Origin of the sequence: Bradyrhizobium sp. STM 3566 (assembly GCF_045571445.1) — a bacterium.
GTDB classification, from domain to species: domain Bacteria; phylum Pseudomonadota; class Alphaproteobacteria; order Rhizobiales; family Xanthobacteraceae; genus Bradyrhizobium; species Bradyrhizobium vignae.
This window is the reverse complement of sequence record NZ_CP120692.1, coordinates 576,978-594,507: the sequence shown is the minus strand read 5'-3', so window position 1 is coordinate 594,507 and position 17,530 is coordinate 576,978. Positions and strand designations below refer to the sequence as shown.

Sequence of the window (17,530 nt, the reverse complement as noted above, 5' to 3'; positions counted from 1 at the left end):
CGTCAGAGCCCGGACTGCGGGGGTCATCCGCCATATGGGTGGGAATTGGGCAAGTCTGGGTTCAACGGCCAAAAACGCAGCAAAATAAACGCCATCGCCATGGTCGCGACCGGGCAGAGATATGGCCCGGTCAGGGCCTTGTCAACGGCGGGCGCATTGCGGCTAATTCATCATTTTGACAGACTTTTCGCGTTGCCAAGCCCCCCTGAATTGGGCGAGTGTCCGCCCCGCTTCGAGCAGGCCCCTGCTTCAACATAAGGATTTTCCATGACCACCTCGTTCCCGGTAACCACCGGCCAGCGTTTCCGCCATGCCTCCGCCTTGGCTGGCAGCCTCGCTCTGGCGCTGTCCCTGGCGTTCGCGGGCCCGCTCCGGGCCGCCGATGATCCGGTGCTGGCGAAGGTCAATGGCACGGAAATCAAGAAGAGCGACGTCACCATGGCCGAGGAGGAACTCGGGCCGAGCCTCGCGCAGATGGACCCGGCGACCAAGGACGAGAACGTCCTGTCCTTCCTGATCGACATGAAGATCGTCAGCAAGGCTGCCGAAGACAAGAAGCTCGCCGACAGCGAGGAATTCAAAAAGCGTCTGGCGTTCGCCCGCAACCGGCTTCTGATGGACAGCCTGCTCGCCAACGAGGGCAAGGCCGCGACCACGCCGGACGCCATGAAGAAGGTCTATGAAGAGGCCTCCAAGCAGATCACCGGCGAGCAGGAGGTGCGCGCCCGCCACATCCTGGTCGAGACCGAGGACGAGGCCAAGGCCGTGAAGGCCGAGCTCGATAAGGGCGCCGATTTCGCCGAGCTCGCCAAGAAGAAGTCCAAGGACCCGGGCTCCGCCGATGGCGGCGATCTCGGCTTCTTCACCAAGGAGCAGATGGTGCCGGAGTTCTCGGCCGTCGCTTTTGCGCTCGAGCCGGGCAAGATCTCCGATCCCGTCAAGTCGCAGTTCGGCTGGCACATCATCAAGGTCGAGGAAAAGCGCAACCGCAAGGCGCCGGACTTCGAGCAGGTCAAGTCCCAGATCGAGAACTACGTCACCCGCAAGGCTCAGGCCGATTACGTCGCCAAGCTGCGCACCGAAGCCAAGGTCGAGCGGCTGGACCAGCCGGCGGCGGATGCCTCCAAGGACGCCAAGCCTTCCGACAGCAAGATGGCTCCCCCGGCGAAGAAGTAAGAATTCGCTGTCACTTCGCTAACGTGAAGAGTATCTAAGCCTTCGTGATGCCCGGCCCCCGCGCCGGGCATCTGCTTGTCCAGATCCCACCAAGGCGCCTGCGATGTCCTCCTCCGTCTCTCCCCTCGCCCCGAAACACGTTCCCGACATGCCCGTGATCGCGGGCGTCCGCCTTGCGACGGCCGAGGCCGGCATCCGCTACAAGAACCGCACGGACGTGCTGCTGGCGGTGATGGACAAGGGCACTGCGGTGGCCGGCGTCTTCACCAAATCGAAATGCCCGTCGGCACCGGTCGAATGGTGCCGCGCCAAGCTCAAGGGCGGCAAGGCGCGCGCACTCGTGGTCAATTCCGGCAATGCCAATGCCTTCACCGGCAAGACCGGCCGCGCCTCCACCGCGCTGACCGCGAAGATCGCGGCCAAGGCGGTCGGGTGCAGCGAAAGCGAGATCTTCCTGGCCTCGACCGGCGTCATCGGCGAGCCGCTGGACGCGACCAAGTTCGACGGCGTGCTCGGCCGCCTCGCCGAGGCTGCAGAGCCCGGTAACTACCTGGCCGCGGCCAAGGCGATCATGACCACCGACACCTTCCCGAAGGTCGCGACCGCCACCGTCAAGCTCGGCAAGGCCAAGGTCACCATCAACGGCATGGCCAAAGGCGCCGGCATGATCGCCCCCGACATGGCGACGATGCTGTCCTTCATCTTCACCGACGCGCCGATCGCGCCCGCCGCGCTCCAGGCCCTGCTCAAGAGCGGCGTCGAGGACACCTTCAACGCCGTGACAATCGATGGCGACACCTCGACCTCCGACACGCTGCTGGCCTTTGCGACAGGTGCCGCTGCCGAGCAGGGGGCGCCAAAGATCAGCCGTGCCAGCGACCCGCGCCTGAAGGCGTTCGTCAAGGCGTTCAACCAGGTGCTCGCCAACCTCGCCGAGCAGGTGGCCCGCGACGGCGAAGGCGCGCGCAAGCTGGTCGAGATCACGGTCGAGGGCGCCAAGACCAAGGCCTCGGCGCGCAAGATCGCGATGTCGATCGCCAACTCGCCGCTGGTGAAGACCGCCATCGCCGGCGAAGATGCCAATTGGGGCCGCGTGGTGATGGCGGTCGGCAAGGCCGGCGAGCCGGCCGATCGCGACAAGCTCTCGATCTCGTTCAACGGTATCCGCGTCGCCAAGAACGGCGCGCGCGATCCAGGCTATGACGAAACGCAGGTCTCGGAAGCGATGAAGGCGCCGGAGATCGCGATTCTGGTCTCGCTCGGCCTCGGCAAGGGCCGCGACCGCGTCATGACCTGCGATCTCACCAAGGAATACGTCGCGATCAATGGGGACTACAGGTCGTAGGCTCCACGGCCGTCATTCCGGGGCTCGCGAGGCGAGAACCCGGAATCCAGAAGTTTATGCCCGAGATTCCGGGGTCGATGCCGGCGCATCGCCCCGGAATGACGCCTCTGGCGTCACCCCGAAATCCGCGCATCCGCCACCGCCTTCTTGAAGAGTGCGTTCATGGCATCCGAAATCCCTTGCGTCGGGCTCACCTCGAAATACACAAACCGTTGCGGACGAACGTCAGCGAGCGACAGACACGCATGGCCGATCTCAAATTGACACTGGTGGTGGCCTGCGCACTGGTCGACGCCGACAAGCGCATTCTGATCGCGCAGCGCCCCGAGGGCAAGGCGCTGGCCGGCCTCTGGGAATTTCCCGGCGGCAAGTTAGAGCCCGGCGAGCGGCCGGAGCAGAGCCTGATCCGGGAGCTCCATGAGGAGCTCGGCATCACCGTCGCCGAGCCGTGCCTCGCGCCGTTGACCTTCGCCAGCTATGGCTACGAAACCTTCCATCTCCTGATGCCGCTCTACATCTGCCGGCGCTGGGAAGGCCTGGTCACGCCGCGCGAGGGCCAGAACCTCGCCTGGGTCCGCGCCAACAAGCTGCGCGATTATCCCATGCCGCCCGCGGACATGCCGCTGATCCCGCATTTGATTGATTTGCTGATGTGAGGTGGGCCGTGCCCCGGACGCGCAGCAGCGTAGGAACGCTGCGGCGGGGCCGGAACACGCGTCACTCTTTCCCCGCCTTCTTCACCGCCTCCGCCAGGCTCGCCTTGGCCGACCCCGGCTTCAGTGGCTGCTGCTGGCTCGCATGCGGGGCCCAACCGGACAGCCAGATGATGTCGAACGTCGCACGGATGCGGCCATCCGCATCGGCAAAGCGCTCGGCATAGATTTCGGCCATCCGCAACAGCGTCGCGCGCCGGCTCGGCGTGCGCCGCCGCAGGATCAGCACATTGGCCGCGCCCATGCGGCGGAGATCCTGCATCAGGGCGAACGCATTGCCATAGCGCACCACGACACGGTCGACGTCGGTCACCGGCAATGCAAAGCCGGCCCGCTGCAGCAGCGCGCCGATGTCACGAAGGTCAGCGAACGGCGCCACGCGCGGCGACACACCGCCCTCGCATTCGGCTTCCGCCGCGGCAAAGGCCTGGCGCAGCTCGGTCAGGCTGTCACCGCCGATCATCGCGGCGAGCAGCAGCCCGTCCGGCTTCAGCGCGCGCCGGACCTGCGCAAGCACGCCCGGCAGATCGTTGACGAATTGCAGCGCCAAGGCGGAGACGACGAGGTCGAGGCTTTCGGGTGCGAAAGGCAGTTTTTCCGCGCCGGCCGCATCAATCGCGATCCGCGCCATCGCTGGAAGCCGCGCGTGTAGGACTTTGAGACCTTCGCCGGGCGTCCACAGATCAGCCGGAGCGTGAAACTCGCGCATCACTGCGGCCAGCCGGTCTGACATGTCCTCGGCGACCCGATCGAGCAGGAAGCTCACGGCACCTTGTGCCTGCGCACGCCGCTGCCGTGCGTGCAGCAAGGCACGATCGAACAAAGCGGGCGGGGTTTGTCGGTTCTGGGCCATGCCGCTGGTTACGCCGATCATGCCGGCCATGGCAATCACTCTCGTGATCCGGACGCGCCGTGCTCATTGGCGCCGCCGCGCAGAGCCGGACCCAGGGAATGCGCGCCAGATCGCGGTGAGATGGGCCCCGGCTCGGCAGCGCAGCGCTGAAGGAGCGCTGCGCTGCGTCCGGGGCACGAGACGACGGCTTGAGCAATCTATGGTGCAACGCTAGCCTCTCCTCATGGACGCCGACACCACCCCTGCCCGTTCCATCCCCCGCACCGCTGCGTGCCGCCTGGTCCGCCGGCGGCCGCGTGCTGTCGCGCGCAGCACGGTTCGCGCTCGACATCGCGCTGCCGACACTGTGCGTGTCCTGCCGCGAGCCGGTGGACGGCGAGGGTGTTTGCGCTTCGTGCTGGGCGCGGCTGTCGTTCATCGAACGGCCCTTTTGTCCGCGGCTCGGCATCCCCTTCGTCTATGATCCCGGTCCCGACATGCTGTCGATGGAGGCGATTGCGAGCCCGCCGGCCTACCAGCGCGCCCGCGCGGCGGTGCGCTATGACGACGTCGCGCGCACGCTGGTCCATGCGCTGAAGTATCAGGACCGCACCGATCTGGCGCCGGCCATGGGCCGCTGGATGGCGCGCGCCGGCGGCGAGCTGCTGGCGGGCGCCGACATGCTGGTGCCGGTGCCCCTGCATTGGCGGCGCGCCTGGCGCCGCCGCTACAACCAGTCCGGAGCGCTGGCGCGCATCATCGAACGGCAGAGCGGGATCAGGGTGCGGGGCGATGTGCTGCGGCGGGTGCGTGCGACCGAGCAGCAGATCGGCCTGTCGCGGGCCCAGCGCGCCACCAATGTGCAGGGCGCATTCCAGGTATCTGCCGAGCGTCAAGCCGAGATCCAGGGCCGCCGCATCGTCCTGATCGACGATGTCCTGACCTCGGGTGCGACATTGGATGCCTGCGCGCGCGCCCTGCTCCGCGCCAAGGCAGCCCAGGTCGACGTGCTGGTGTTTGCCCGGGTTGTGGAGGTCAGGTGAAGTCCCATATAATTCAATGAATTCATGACATGAGAGCGCCTGACGAGATGACTGCTGCTGTCGAGATCTATACGAGGCCGGGCTGCGGCTATTGTTCCGCCGCCAAATCGCTGCTGACCCGCAAGAAGGCGACCTTCACCGAGTTCGACGTCGCCAAGAACCCGTCCTGGCGCCAGGAAATGTACGGCCGCGCCGGCCAAGGTTCGACTTTCCCGCAGATCTGGATCGGCGGCACCCATGTCGGCGGCTGTGACGACCTCTATGCGCTCGATCGCGAAGGCAAGCTCGACGGCATGCTCGAGAGCATCAAGGCCGCCATATGAGCGAGAATCGCACCTTCACCGCCGCCATGGTGCAAATGCGCACCGGCCTGCTGCCCGGGCCGAGCCTGGAACAGGCGACCAGGCTGATCCGGCAGGCTGCGGCCAATGGCGCCGACTACGTGCAGACGCCCGAAGTCAGCAACATGATGCAGCTGAACCGCAAGGCATTGTTCGAGCACCTGCAGAGCGAAGAGGACGACACTTCGCTGAAGGCGTACCGAGCGCTCGCGGCGGAGCTGAAGATCCACCTTCATGTCGGCTCGCTGGCGCTGCGCTTCTCGCCGGAGAAGGCGGTCAACCGCTCCTTCCTGATCGGGCCCGAGGGCAATGTGCTCGCGAGCTATGACAAGATCCACATGTTCGACATCGAGCTGCCGGACGGGGAGAGCTATCGCGAATCCGCCAACTACCAGCCGGGCGAGACCGCCGTGATCTCGGATCTGCCCTGGGGCCGCATCGGGCTGACGATCTGCTACGATCTGCGCTTCCCGGCACTCTATCGCGCTCTCGCCGAGAGCGGCGCCTATTTCATCACGGTGCCGTCGGCCTTCACCCGCAAGACCGGCGAAGCGCATTGGCACGTGCTGCTGCGCGCGCGTGCGATCGAGACCGGCTGCTTCATCTTTGCCGCGGCGCAGGCCGGGCTGCACGAGAACAAGCGCGAGACTTATGGCCACTCGCTGATCATCGATCCCTGGGGCGAGATCCTCGCCGAGGGCGACGTCGAGCCCGGCATTATCATGGCCAAGGTCGACCCGGCCAAGGTCGAGACGGCGCGCCGCGCCATTCCATCGCTCCAGCACGGCCGCCGCTTCGGCGTCTCCGATCCCAAGGCGGGGCCTGACCATTTGCACCTCGTGCGGGGCTCGGCATGATCCGCTACGCGCTTCGCTGCGACCGCGGCCACGACTTCGAGAGCTGGTTTCAGAGCTCGTCGGCCTATGATTCGCAGGTGAAGCGAAAGCTCGTGACCTGCCCGATCTGCGGCTCGGCCAAGGTCGGCAAGGCGATCATGGCGCCGCGCATCGTCGGCAAGAAGGGTCGCGCGACGCCTCCGCCGGAAGCCGTGGCTGCGGCCACACCCGACACTACACCGTCCGGACCGACCTCGCTGCTGATGGCACAGGAGCGCGAGCTGCGCGCCAAGCTCAAGGAACTGCGCGATCACATCGTCAAGAACGCCGACAATGTCGGCGACCGTTTCGCCAAGGAAGCTCGAGCCATGCACTATGGCGACAAGGAGCACCGTCCGATCTACGGCGAGGCCTCGCCGGACGAGGCGAAGTCGCTGATCGACGAAGGCATCGAGGTCTCGCCGCTGCCGACGCTGCCGGAAGACCGAAATTAGCACCGTCGTTCCGGGGCGCGCAAAGCGCGAACTCAGGTGCGCAGCTGCGCACCTGAGTTCCTCGAGATTCCGGGTTCGCCCTTCGGGCGCCCCGGAATGACAGCCAGTTAAAGCATGATCCGGAAAAGTGCGAAGCGGTTTTCCGAAAAGATCATGCGCAAACAACAAGCTAAAGCGCGATGACGATTCATCCAAATCGCATCGCGCTTTAGACGCCCACCAGCACCGCCACACCGACCACGATCAGCGCGATGCCTGCAAGCTCGCGCGGCGCGATCGGCTGCTTGAACGAATAGTAGGCCACGCCTTGCGCGAACAGCACCTCGATCAAGGCGAGCGTGCGGACGTTGGCGGCGGCCGTCAGCGCGAACGCCAGGAACCAGAACTGCGAGGCGAAGGCGCCCGTGAAGCCCGCCAGCATCGACGGCCTCCACATGCCGAGGATTCCGCGCAACACGTCCGGCGCGCGCCAGAGCAGATAGATCGTCAGCACCAGCGTCTGCACGAACAGGCCGAGCACCAGCGTGAACGACGACGCCGTCACGAACGACACGTTCGGCACGGTGATGATGGCGCCGCGAAAACCGACCGCGGAGAGCGCGAAGGCCGCGGCCGCGACGAGGCCGGTGATGGTCGGCTTCAACTCCGCAAAGCTCTTCTCTCCGCCGGGCCGCAGCGCGGTGATGACGACACCGACGGTCGCGATCACGATCGCCAGCACCTTGAGCCAGGTCAGATGATCGCCGAGGAAGACGAAGCCGAAGATCGCGGTCTGGATCGCTTCGGTCTTGAGGTAAGCCGTGGTCACGACGAAGGAGCGGTCGTTCATCGCGAGCAGCATCAGGCCGGTCGCAACGATCTGGCTGAGCGCCCCGAGCAGCAGCCAAGGCCAGAACACGGCCGGCGGCATGCCGATATGATCGCCGGTCGCGACCAGCACCACGCCGAGGAACAGCAGCGAGAACGGGAAGCCGAACAGGAAGCGGATATTGGTCGCCCCCCAGGTCCCCAGCGGCTTCGTCAGCGACCGCTGCATCGCATTGCGCGCGACTTGGCCCAGCGCAGCAATGATCGTGAAGGGAATCCAGAGGCTGGCGATGGTGAGCATGGGGGGTGGAAAGGTTAGACAAACAGAGCGATTACCGTGACGGGAACAGACTCACTGGTCAACCGCATGGGTGTCATGGGTGCGATGCTCTCGCAACAAATTCGGTGTCGTCCCTGCGAACGCAGTGCGTTCGCTGGGACGACAGCGACTGTGGAGAAACAGATCGCGCCACAGCCTCACACCATCGCTTCCGCGACCACCATATAGTTCACGTCCATGTCGGACGAGAGGCTCCATTTATCGGCGAACGGTGAGTAGACGACGCCGGTCTGCTCGGTGATGACGAGGCGGTTGTCGAGCAGATATTTGGTCAGCTCGTCCGGCGTGACGAACTTGTTCCATTCGTGAGTGCCGCGCGGCAGCCAGCGCAGCACGTATTCGGCGCCGACGATGGCAAGGGCGAAGCTCTTCCAGTTGCGGTTCAGCGTCGAGACCACCATCAGGCCGTTCGGCTTCAGCATTGAGGCGCAGCGCTTCAGGAAGATGCCGACGTCGGTGACGTGCTCGACCACCTCCATCGCCAGCACGATGTCGAAGCGCTCGCGCGGGTCGATCTCCTCCACCGTGGTGCAGCGATAGTCGATCGCAAGATGGCTCTTGTCGGCGTGCAGCTTCGCCGCCGCGATGTTGCTCGCCGAAGGGTCGATGCCGATGACCTGAGCCCCCAGGCGCGACAGCGGTTCGCAGAGCAGGCCGGCGCCGCAGCCGATGTCGAGCACGCGCAAGGACCCGAGGCAATTGAGGCTGCGGACGTTGCGCTCGAACTTGCGACAGGCGGCGTCGCGGATATAGCCGAGCCGCAGCGGGTTGATCCGGTGCAGCGGCGCCATCTTGCCCTTGGGGTCCCACCACTCCGCCGAAAGTTTTGAGAATTTCGCGATCTCGGCGGCGTCGACGGTCGAGCCCGGCTGGGCGGAGAGGGAAGTATTTTGCTGCATGCTCATGGTTACGCGCGGTCCTACCGCGTGGTGATCGAACTACGGAAAGCGAGCGGCGAGGCGATCGTCTTGATCGTCTCGATCCCCTCGCCGACGCCGCGAATCGTCACGTCGCCGTAGTTGAGAATACGTCCAAGAATGGTCTGGTCGACGTCGACGCTCTCGACCTTGTCGAGCGCCATCTCGAAGGTTCGGCGCCTGATGAAACCGGTCTTGTGCACGACCCTGAGGTTGGTGACGTCGGTCTCGGTGGTGAAGCGATGGAACCAGCCCTTGATGGTCCAGTACAGGGCCGCCAGAGCCACGAGACCGGAGGCGACGAGGCAAAGCAAAACCAGCCCCTCGGCGGTGGCCTGCCGCGACAGGATGAACAAAACCAGCGCCACGATCCAGGCCACGATGGCCGGAAAGTAGAAGATCCAGTGCGCATTGGTCGAATACAGCACCCGCTCGCCCGGTTGCAGGATCTCGTCGATATAGCGCGCCATGATCTCGGTTAACCCACTCCCCCGCACCCTGCCCCCGCAGGAACCCGCTTGCCCCGGGCCCCGCCGCTCTGTATACGCGCGGTCGGTGCCCGTGAGGCATGTCCGGTGCGGGTCACCATACTGATCCTTATGAAGGAATGCACGCGTCGTCATGAGCCGCCTCGTGATGAAATTCGGCGGCACGTCCGTCGCCAACATCGAACGTATCCGCAACGTCGCACGCCATGTGAAGCGTGAGGTCGATGCCGGCCATGAAGTGGCCGTGGTCGTCTCGGCGATGGCTGGCAAGACCAACGAGCTGGTGGCCTGGTGCACAGAGGCCTCACCGATGCACGATGCGCGCGAATACGATGCCGTGGTCGCCTCGGGCGAACAGGTGACCTCCGGCCTTCTTGCCATCGTGCTCCAGGGCATGGGCATCCAGGCCCGCTCCTGGCAGGGCTGGCAGATCCCGATCAAGACCAGCGACGCCCATGCCTCGGCCCGGATCGAGGACATCGACGGCAGCGAGATCATCAAGCGTTTCAAGGAGCGCAAGGAGGTCGCGGTCATCGCCGGCTTCCAGGGCATCACCCCCGAGACGGGTCGCATCACCACGCTCGGCCGCGGCGGCTCCGACACCTCGGCCGTGGCGATCGCCGCCGCCGTCAAGGCGGACCGTTGCGATATCTACACCGACGTCGACGGGGTCTACACCACCGACCCGCGAATCGTGCCGAAGGCCAAGAGGCTCGACAAGATCGCGTTCGAAGACATGCTGGAACTGGCCTCGCAGGGCGCCAAAGTGCTCCAGGTCCGCTCCGTGGAACTCGGCATGGTCCACAACATGCCGATCTTCGTCCGCTCGAGCTTCGACAAGCCCGAGGATATCGACCCGCATGCCAACCAGCCGCCCGGCACGCTGATCTGCAGCGAGGAGGAGATCATGGAAAGCCACGTCGTCACCGGCATCGCCTTTTCGAAGGACGAGGCCCAGATCTCGGTGCGCCACATCGAGGACAAGCCTGGCGTTGCGGCCTCGATCTTCGGCCCCCTGGCGGAGGCCAACATCAACGTCGACATGATCGTGCAAAATGTTTCCGAGGACGGCAAGACCACCGACCTCACCTTCACGGTGCCGGCGGCCGACTACACCCGCGCCAAGGAGACGATTACCGCGGCCAAGGCCAAGATCGGCTATGCACGGCTCGATACCGCCACCGACGTCGCCAAGATCTCGGTGATCGGCAGCGGCATGCGCAGCCATGCCGGCGTCGCCGCCCAGGCGTTCTCGGCCCTTGCGGGGCGGAACATCAACATCCGGGCCATTACAACCTCCGAGATCAAATTCTCGGTCTTGATCGACACCGCCTATACCGAGCTTGCGGTGCGCACCCTGCACACGCTCTACGGCCTCGACCAGGCCTAAAGCACGACCCGTCGTCGCGCTTCAGATCGTCGTTTGAGCATGGTCTTTCCGGAAAACCGCTCCGCACTTTTCCGGACCATGCCTGGGCTAATTTTCTCTTAGCGGTCGCAGCAAACGCTGGGGTGTACACACCTTCGCGTTTGGCAGGCGTTTTGCTTGGCAAAACAAGCCTCAATTCGCTATACGGCGGACAGGGTGGGCTGCCGCAGACTGTGTCCCAGTTCAGGCGGCGCTGATTCGGTACAAGTGCCAAATCTCGAGTAGATTTTTGGGCTTGTGCCTGCGCCGGACAAACAATTTGGTTGTTTTTCTGGAATTTTGGGCCAGCCGCCGGCCGATATCGCCGGGTCCGGCAGACGGAGGAGATTGACGGTTCATGCGGAGCGCGTCGGGAGGTCCCCGCGTCTTGTTGAGACGGCTCCGCGAAACCATGGCGGAGCAGGTCTCGGCCCAGGAGCGGCTGGACAAGATCGTGGTGCTGATCGCCGCCAACATGGTGGCCGAGGTGTGTTCGGTCTACGTGCTGCGCGTCGACAACACGCTCGAGCTCTACGCCACTGAAGGCCTCAACCGCGAGGCGGTGCACCACACCGTGCTCAGCGCCCATGAGGGCCTCGTCGGCCTCGTCGCCAGCGAGGCGACGCCGCTCAACCTCAGCGATGCGCAGAGCCACCCGGCCTTCTCGTTCCGCCCCGAAACCGGCGAAGAAATTTATCACTCCTTCCTCGGCGTGCCGATCCTGCGCGCCGGCAACACGCTCGGCGTGCTGGTGGTGCAGAATCGCGCCAAGCGCAACTATGTCGAGGAGGAACTCGAGGCGCTGCAAACCACCGCCATGGTGCTGGCGGAGCTGATCGCCTCGGGCGAGCTGTCGGCGCTCGCCAAGCCCGGCCTGGAGCCGGCCGCACGCCATTCCGCGCAGAAGGTCGGCGCCATCCTCTCGGAAGGCATCGCGCTCGGCCACGTCGTGCTGCACGAGCCGCGCGTCGTCATCAAGGACTACATCGCCGAGGACCTGCCGAAGGAGATCAAGCGGCTCGACAGCGCACTGGCCAAGCTGCGCGCCGATCTCGACCGCATGCTGGAGCGCGGCGACGTCGCCGACGGCGGCGAGCATCGCGACGTGCTGGAAGCCTACCGCATGTTCGCCAACGACCAGGGCTGGTCGCACAAGCTGCACGAGGCGGTCGCCACCGGCCTCACGGCGGAGGCCGCCGTCGAGCGTGTGCAGTCCGACACCCGCGCGCGCATGCTGCGCTCGACCGATCCCTATCTGCGCGACCGCCTGCACGATCTCGAGGATCTCGGCTACCGCCTGATGCGACAGCTCGTCGGCCAGGATCATGCGCCATCACGCGAGCAACTGCCCGACAACGCCATCGTCATCGCCCGCGCCATGGGCCCGGCGGCGCTGCTCGATTACGACCGCAAGCGCCTGCGCGGCATCGTGCTGGAGGAAGGCACCGCCAATTCCCACGTCTCGATCGTGGCACGTGCGCTCGGCATTCCCGCCGTCGGCGAAGTCCCGAACGCCCCCGGCATCGCCGATCCCGGCGACCCCATCATCGTCGACGGCACCTCCGGCACGATCTATGTGCGCCCGTCGCAGGAGATCGAGGCCGCCTTCGCCGAGCGCGTGCGCTTCCGGGCCCGCCGCCAGGCACAGTATCTGGCGTTGCGCGACCGGCCCTGCGTCACCAAGGACGGCCAGAAGGTCGAGCTGATGATCAACGCAGGGTTGGCCATCGACCTGCCGCATATCGAGGACACCGGCAGCGCCGGCATCGGCCTGTTCCGCACCGAGCTGCAATTCATGGTCGGCCAGAGCCTGCCGCGCACCAGCGACCAGCTCGCGCTCTATCGCACCGTTCTGGATGCCGCCGGCAGCAAGCCGGTCACGTTCCGCACCCTCGATATCGGCGGCGACAAGGCGCTGCCCTATATGGAAGCGGTGATCGAAGAAAATCCCGCGCTCGGCTGGCGCGCGATCCGGCTCGGGCTCGATCGCCCCGGCCTGTTGCGCGGCCAGATCCGCGCGCTGCTGCGCGCCGGCGGCGGCCGCGCGCTGCGCATCATGTTCCCGATGATCTCGGAGGTCGCCGAATTCGACGCAGCCAAGGCGCTGGTCGAGCGCGAGCTCACTTACTTGCGCCAGCACGGCCACACGCTGCCTGAAAGAATCGATATCGGCACCATGGTCGAGGTGCCGGCTCTGCTCTATCAGCTCGACGAGCTCCTGAAGAAGGTCGATTTCATCTCGGTCGGTTCCAACGACCTGTTCCAGTTCCTGTTCGCGGTCGACCGCGGCAATGCCAAGGTGTCCGAACGCTTCGACACCATGTCGGCGCCGATCCTGCGCGCGCTGCGCGACATCGCACGCAAGGCGCACGCGGCGCAGAAGTCGCTGTCGCTCTGCGGCGAGATGGCGTCCAAGCCGATCGGCGCGCTGGCGCTGATCGCGCTGGGCTACCGCTCGCTGTCGCTTTCGGCGACTGCGCTCGGCCCGGTCAAGGCGATGGTGCTCGACCTCGACGCCAAGAAGGCCGAAGCCATACTCAACCCTCTGCTGGATGCGCCGGCGGGCAGCGTCTCGATCCGGCAGAAGCTGACGGAATTTGCGGAGGCCGAGGGCCTTGCGTTGTAGCGGACCTGCCGCTGCTCCCTGCCGCCTCGCCTTCTTCCGCCCTTTGAGACCGAACCGATGTCGTCACTCCCCGAAGCAAAACTGGACGTCCTGCTCGCGCATCACGCCTCGCTCGAGGCCGAATCGCTCGGGCAGCTCACCTCCGAGCGATATGTGCAGATCACGCGCGAGCTCGCCGAGATCACGCCGCTGGTCGAGGCGGTGAAAGCCTATCGTTCCGCGGTCAAGGAGCTCGCCGACGCCGAGGCGCTGATCGCCGATCCCGCCACCGATGCCGAGATGCGGAGCATGGCGGAAGCCGAGCGCGACGAGCTGACGCCCAGAATCGAGGAACTGGTCCAGAAGATCCGCGTCGCGCTCTTGCCCAAGGACGCCATGGACGACCGCAACGTGGTGCTGGAAATCCGCGCCGGCACCGGCGGCGACGAGGCCTCGCTGTTCGCCGGCGACCTGTTCCGGATGTACGAGCGCTTCGCGGCCTTGCAGGGCTGGAAGGTGGAGGTGATCTCGGCGAGCGAAGGCACGGTCGGCGGCTACAAGGAAGTCATCGCGGAGGTGCAGGGCCGCGGCGCGTTCTCGAAGCTGAAATTCGAATCCGGCGTGCACCGCGTGCAGCGCGTGCCCGACACCGAGACGCAGGGGCGCATCCACACCTCGGCAGCGACCGTGGCCGTGCTGCCGGAGGTCGAAGACGTCGACGTCGACATCAAGAACGAGGATCTGCGGATCGAGACCATGCGCGCGCAAGGCGCGGGCGGTCAGCACGTCAACAAGACCGAATCGGCGATCCGCATCACCCACATCCCGACCGGCATCGTGGTGATGATGCAGGACAGCCGCTCGCAGCACAAGAACCGCGCCTCGGCCATGAACATCCTGCGCTCACGCATCTACGACGCCGAGCGCCAGCGCGTCGACGCCGCACGCTCGGCCGAGCGCAAGGAGAAGGTGGGCTCCGGCGACCGCTCCGAGCGCATCCGCACCTATAATTTCCCGCAAGGGCGCGTCACCGACCATCGCATCAACCTGACGCTCTACAAGCTGCCGCAGGTGATCGCGGGTGAAGCGCTGGGCGAATTGATCGACGCATTGACGACAGAGCACCAGGCCGCACAGCTCGCTGCGCAGGGCGCGGCGGCCTGAAGCGTGAGCAACCCTTTCGCCGGACAATCCATCGAGCGCGCCCGGCGTACGCTGGCTGCGCAGCTGAAATCGGCACAGCTCGACGAAGCCGAGCTCGACGCCCGCACCCTGATCAGTGCGGCGCTCGGCCTCGACCTCACCGGCCTGGCCACGCAGGCGGCCCGTCCTCTCACCGCAGCCGAAGCATCGCGGCTGGCGCAGCATGCGCAGCGCCGCATCGCTGGCGAGCCTGTGGCGCGCATTCTCGGGACCCGCGAATTCTGGGGCCTGCCCTTCCGCCTGTCGGAAGCAACCCTGGTTCCGCGGCCCGACACCGAAACCGTGGTCGAGCTTGCGCTCGAAATCTTTCGCGAGCGGCAGGCGTCCCATCCGCCCCGCGTCGCCGACATCGGCACCGGATCGGGCGCGATCCTGCTCGCGCTGCTGCACGAAATTCCGGATGCTTTCGGCGTCGGCACCGACCTCAGCCTGAACGCGCTCAAAACGGCCAGGAACAATGCCGCGGCGCTCGGCCTCGCCGACCGCGCCGCCTTCGTCGCCTGCTCCTATGCGGCGGCGCTCCGCGGCCCGTTCGATCTCATCGTCTCGAACCCGCCCTATATTCCCTCGGGCGAGATTCCGAAATTGAGCATCGAGGTGCGCGAGCATGATCCGCATCTGGCGCTCGACGGCGGCAATGACGGATACGACGCCTACCGCGCCCTGATCCCGCAGGCGGCCGAGCGCCTCGCCCCCGGCGGGGCGCTGATCGTCGAGGCCGGACAGGGCCAGGCCCAAAATATTGAAACCTTGATGAGGGGCGCCGCGTTATCGCTGGACAGGCCACCCAAGGCCGACTTGGCAGGCATTCCACGGGCGGTTTCGGCCCGAAAAATGCCCCCATAAAAGCCGGTTTGGGCTGCAAAAACCTCTTGGAATATCGCCTGGGAACGACTACGTTCCGTTCAACACATCGGTGCCGGCCCCGTAGACCTACGGGCGAAAGCCGGGCTCTCGGGCGAGAGCTTTACTGATTTAAAGGTTCCAAGCCGCAGGTCCTGTTGAGCGCGATGGCCAGTGGAGCTGCGCTGCTCTCCGACCGCAACGTGAACGAAAGCCAGATATTGCGCTTGAAGACTGACGCAAGAAAGCTGGGCTTGTTTCGGCAAGCGAAATGAATGGGTTCGCTGGCAATGTATGCTGGCGAGTGGGGAACGCGTCTTTGTTGAACGCGACGGTCGACGAACATCGGCAGGGTTCGATCCGCTTTTGCGCGCGGTGCGCGCGAGAGGTGTGAGCCGCTGGCACCAGGTCACTCCTAGCAATCAGTATGCGTGCAATCTTTAGGGCTGGAATTAAAGGCAGGACATGAGAAACGGTCAAAACAAGCAGCGGATGCGCAACCGCAACAACAATAACAACAACCGACGCGGCCAGAACCCGATGACCCGGGTCTACGAATCCAACGGACCCGACATCAAGATTCGCGGCACCGCTTCGCACATCGCCGAAAAGTATCTCCAGCTTGCGCGTGACGCGCGCTCTTCCGGCGACCCCGTTGCAGCCGAGAACTACTACCAGCACGCCGAGCATTATTTCCGCCTGATCGCGGCGGCCCAGGAGCAGTTCCGCCAGAACCAGCAACCGCGCGGCGATGAGCCCATCAGCAGCAGCGACGACGGCGAGGACGACGGCGAGAATTTCTCGGCCTTCGGCCAGGAGCCGGGTTTCGTCCCGCAGCCCCAGCAGCAGCCCTTCATGCGCGACCGCGATGGGCAGCGCGATCACCACCAGCGTGATCACCAGCCGCGAGACAACCAGCAGCCCTACCAGCGTGACAACCAGCAGCCGCGCGAGCACCGCGAACGCGACCATCGTCCGCAGCCGCAATATCAGCCGCAGCCGCAGCCCGCGAACCAGCCGCAGCCCGTCATAGCCGATGCCGGCGGTGTCGACCGCCTGCCGTCCTTCATCACCGGCGCGCAGCCGCAGGTGAACGGCGGCCAGGGCGGCTTCGAGGGCGGCGGTGGCGGCGAGCGCTATCCGCGCCGGCGGCGCCGGCCGCATGGGCCGCGTCCCGAGCGCGAAGCGGCTCCCGCCGCGTCCAGCGACGAGGTCGCCCCGGGCGAGTAAGCTCCTTCTGATTTTCTGATCTGGATCGTCCCGGCCTCGCCGGGACGATTTGTTTGTGACGATGTGCGTTGGTTGAATTTATGGGAACGCACGGGCACGGATCACCCGTCCCGTCAGGCCCGTAAGGAGAGGTGAAGCTAACTCCGCGTCACCGTCGTCGAGGACGGCACCAGCACCGGCTTCGCGAGCGAGGGAATGAGCCGTACGCGCTCGCGCTTGGCGGGGATCGCGCGGTAGACCTGCTTGGTCGCCTCCACGATATGGACGCCGGCAAAGGGCAGCGACAACGCCGCACCGGCACGCTCCCACATCTGCGCGGATTTCAACACCCAGCCGCCGGCATAAGGCGGCATGAACAGTGCCTCGCCCCAGGCGGTCGGCGTGAACCAGGTCTGGCGCAAGAGCTCGGTGATCTGCGAGCGCGAATAGGGCCGGCCGTGGCCGAACGGCGTGCTGTCGGTGCGGGTCCAAACCCCCCGCCGGTTCGGGATCACGGCGATGACGCGCCCCGAGGGCGCCAGCACCCGCCACACTTCGCGCAGCAGCGCAGCCGGATCGTCCGACATCTCCAGCGCGTGGACCAGCAGGATGCGGTCGACGGCAGCGTCAGGAAGCGGCAGCGAGAACTCATCCACCAACGAGGCCAGCGCCGGCCGGCCCGTCGGCCATTTCAGCACGCCCTGGGCCGCCGGCATGAAGGCGATGCACCGCTCGGCGTCCTCGCGGAACAACCCCAGATAGGGCGTCGGATAGCCGATGCCGAGCACGCGCTGGCCCGCGGCGTTGGGCCAGCGTTCCCTGATGCCGCGATTGATCATTTGCCGCGCCACGATCCCGAGGCGGCGGGAGTAGAACTCGCGGAGGTCGACGACGTCGATGGTCATGACGGCAATGTAACATGCGCGAGGG

General features: G+C 65.7%; 16 protein-coding genes and 1 pseudogene. 12 read left to right on the top strand and 5 right to left on the bottom strand.

Translation table 11 applies throughout. From position 1 onward, the window contains the following. Positions 1–267: 267 nt before the first annotated feature. The 3 genes from P6U27_RS02750 to P6U27_RS02740 all read left to right on the top strand — a co-directional run bounded on the left by P6U27_RS02750 (position 268) and on the right by P6U27_RS02740 (position 3,177). A complete protein-coding gene (locus P6U27_RS02750) occupies positions 268–1,176 on the top strand; it encodes a peptidylprolyl isomerase (protein ID WP_122400543.1) in 909 nt (302 codons plus the stop codon). Between the two features lie 103 nt (positions 1,177–1,279). Then, positions 1,280–2,521, top strand: a complete 1,242-nt coding sequence (argJ, locus tag P6U27_RS02745; protein WP_122400542.1) for a bifunctional glutamate N-acetyltransferase/amino-acid acetyltransferase ArgJ — start codon at positions 1,280–1,282, stop codon at positions 2,519–2,521. Positions 2,522–2,766: 245 nt separating this feature from the next. Next, complete coding sequence (locus tag P6U27_RS02740) at positions 2,767–3,177, top strand: (deoxy)nucleoside triphosphate pyrophosphohydrolase (protein ID WP_122400541.1); 411 nt, start codon at positions 2,767–2,769, stop codon at positions 3,175–3,177. A 61-nt stretch (positions 3,178–3,238) separates the two neighbouring features. Here the strand turns inward: P6U27_RS02740 and P6U27_RS02735 are convergent, their stop codons facing one another. Beyond that, positions 3,239–4,108, bottom strand: a complete 870-nt coding sequence (locus tag P6U27_RS02735) for a methyltransferase domain-containing protein (protein ID WP_162500536.1) — start codon at positions 4,106–4,108, stop codon at positions 3,239–3,241. A gap of 202 nt (positions 4,109–4,310) precedes the next feature. On the opposite strand from P6U27_RS02735, the pseudogene P6U27_RS02730 reads away from it, so the two are divergent. The 4 genes and pseudogenes from P6U27_RS02730 (at position 4,311) to P6U27_RS02715 (ending at position 6,780) form a co-directional block, all read left to right on the top strand. Continuing rightward, a pseudogene (locus P6U27_RS02730) lies at positions 4,311–5,109 on the top strand (ComF family protein). Positions 5,110–5,156: 47 nt separating this feature from the next. Further along, positions 5,157–5,432, top strand: coding sequence for a glutaredoxin 3 (grxC, locus tag P6U27_RS02725; protein ID WP_122400538.1), 276 nt, complete (start codon positions 5,157–5,159; stop codon positions 5,430–5,432). Then, the gene (locus P6U27_RS02720; protein ID WP_122400537.1) at positions 5,429–6,307 is read left to right on the top strand and encodes a carbon-nitrogen hydrolase family protein; all 879 of its coding nucleotides are present in this window, start codon (positions 5,429–5,431) and stop codon (positions 6,305–6,307) included. Before grxC ends, P6U27_RS02720 begins: the two co-directional genes overlap by 4 nt. Next, positions 6,304–6,780, top strand: a complete 477-nt coding sequence (locus tag P6U27_RS02715) for a DUF1178 family protein (protein WP_407193646.1) — start codon at positions 6,304–6,306, stop codon at positions 6,778–6,780. Before P6U27_RS02720 ends, P6U27_RS02715 begins: the two co-directional genes overlap by 4 nt. A gap of 208 nt (positions 6,781–6,988) precedes the next feature. Here the strand turns inward: P6U27_RS02715 and P6U27_RS02710 are convergent, their stop codons facing one another. The 3 genes from P6U27_RS02710 to P6U27_RS02700 form a co-directional block, all read right to left on the bottom strand. Then, complete coding sequence (locus P6U27_RS02710; protein WP_122400535.1) at positions 6,989–7,888, bottom strand: EamA family transporter; 900 nt, start codon at positions 7,886–7,888, stop codon at positions 6,989–6,991. 176 nt (positions 7,889–8,064) lie between these two features. Continuing rightward, complete coding sequence (gene ubiG / locus P6U27_RS02705) at positions 8,065–8,832, bottom strand: bifunctional 2-polyprenyl-6-hydroxyphenol methylase/3-demethylubiquinol 3-O-methyltransferase UbiG (protein WP_162500077.1); 768 nt, start codon at positions 8,830–8,832, stop codon at positions 8,065–8,067. 14 nt (positions 8,833–8,846) lie between these two features. Next, positions 8,847–9,314 carry a PH domain-containing protein gene (locus P6U27_RS02700; RefSeq protein ID WP_122400534.1) on the bottom strand — a complete coding sequence of 156 codons (468 nt, stop codon included), beginning with the start codon at positions 9,312–9,314 and terminating at the stop codon, positions 8,847–8,849. Positions 9,315–9,465: 151 nt separating this feature from the next. Between P6U27_RS02700 and P6U27_RS02695 the strand changes: the two genes are divergently transcribed. The 5 genes from P6U27_RS02695 to P6U27_RS02675 all read left to right on the top strand — a co-directional run bounded on the left by P6U27_RS02695 (position 9,466) and on the right by P6U27_RS02675 (position 16,621). Next, complete coding sequence (locus tag P6U27_RS02695; RefSeq protein ID WP_122400533.1) at positions 9,466–10,722, top strand: aspartate kinase; 1,257 nt, start codon at positions 9,466–9,468, stop codon at positions 10,720–10,722. Positions 10,723–11,098: 376 nt separating this feature from the next. Continuing rightward, positions 11,099–13,366 (top strand): phosphoenolpyruvate--protein phosphotransferase, encoded by a 2,268-nt coding sequence (gene ptsP, locus P6U27_RS02690; RefSeq protein WP_122400532.1) that lies wholly within the window; start codon positions 11,099–11,101, stop codon positions 13,364–13,366. Between the two features lie 57 nt (positions 13,367–13,423). Continuing rightward, positions 13,424–14,509 (top strand): peptide chain release factor 1, encoded by a 1,086-nt coding sequence (prfA, locus tag P6U27_RS02685; protein ID WP_407193645.1) that lies wholly within the window; start codon positions 13,424–13,426, stop codon positions 14,507–14,509. A 3-nt stretch (positions 14,510–14,512) separates the two neighbouring features. Then, complete coding sequence (gene prmC / locus P6U27_RS02680; protein WP_407193644.1) at positions 14,513–15,394, top strand: peptide chain release factor N(5)-glutamine methyltransferase; 882 nt, start codon at positions 14,513–14,515, stop codon at positions 15,392–15,394. Positions 15,395–15,856: 462 nt separating this feature from the next. After that, positions 15,857–16,621 carry a DUF4167 domain-containing protein gene (locus tag P6U27_RS02675; protein ID WP_122400529.1) on the top strand — a complete coding sequence of 255 codons (765 nt, stop codon included), beginning with the start codon at positions 15,857–15,859 and terminating at the stop codon, positions 16,619–16,621. 137 nt (positions 16,622–16,758) lie between these two features. Here the strand turns inward: P6U27_RS02675 and P6U27_RS02670 are convergent, their stop codons facing one another. After that, positions 16,759–17,505, bottom strand: coding sequence for a class I SAM-dependent methyltransferase (locus P6U27_RS02670; RefSeq protein ID WP_122400528.1), 747 nt, complete (start codon positions 17,503–17,505; stop codon positions 16,759–16,761). Between the last annotated feature and the right edge of the window lie 25 nt (positions 17,506–17,530).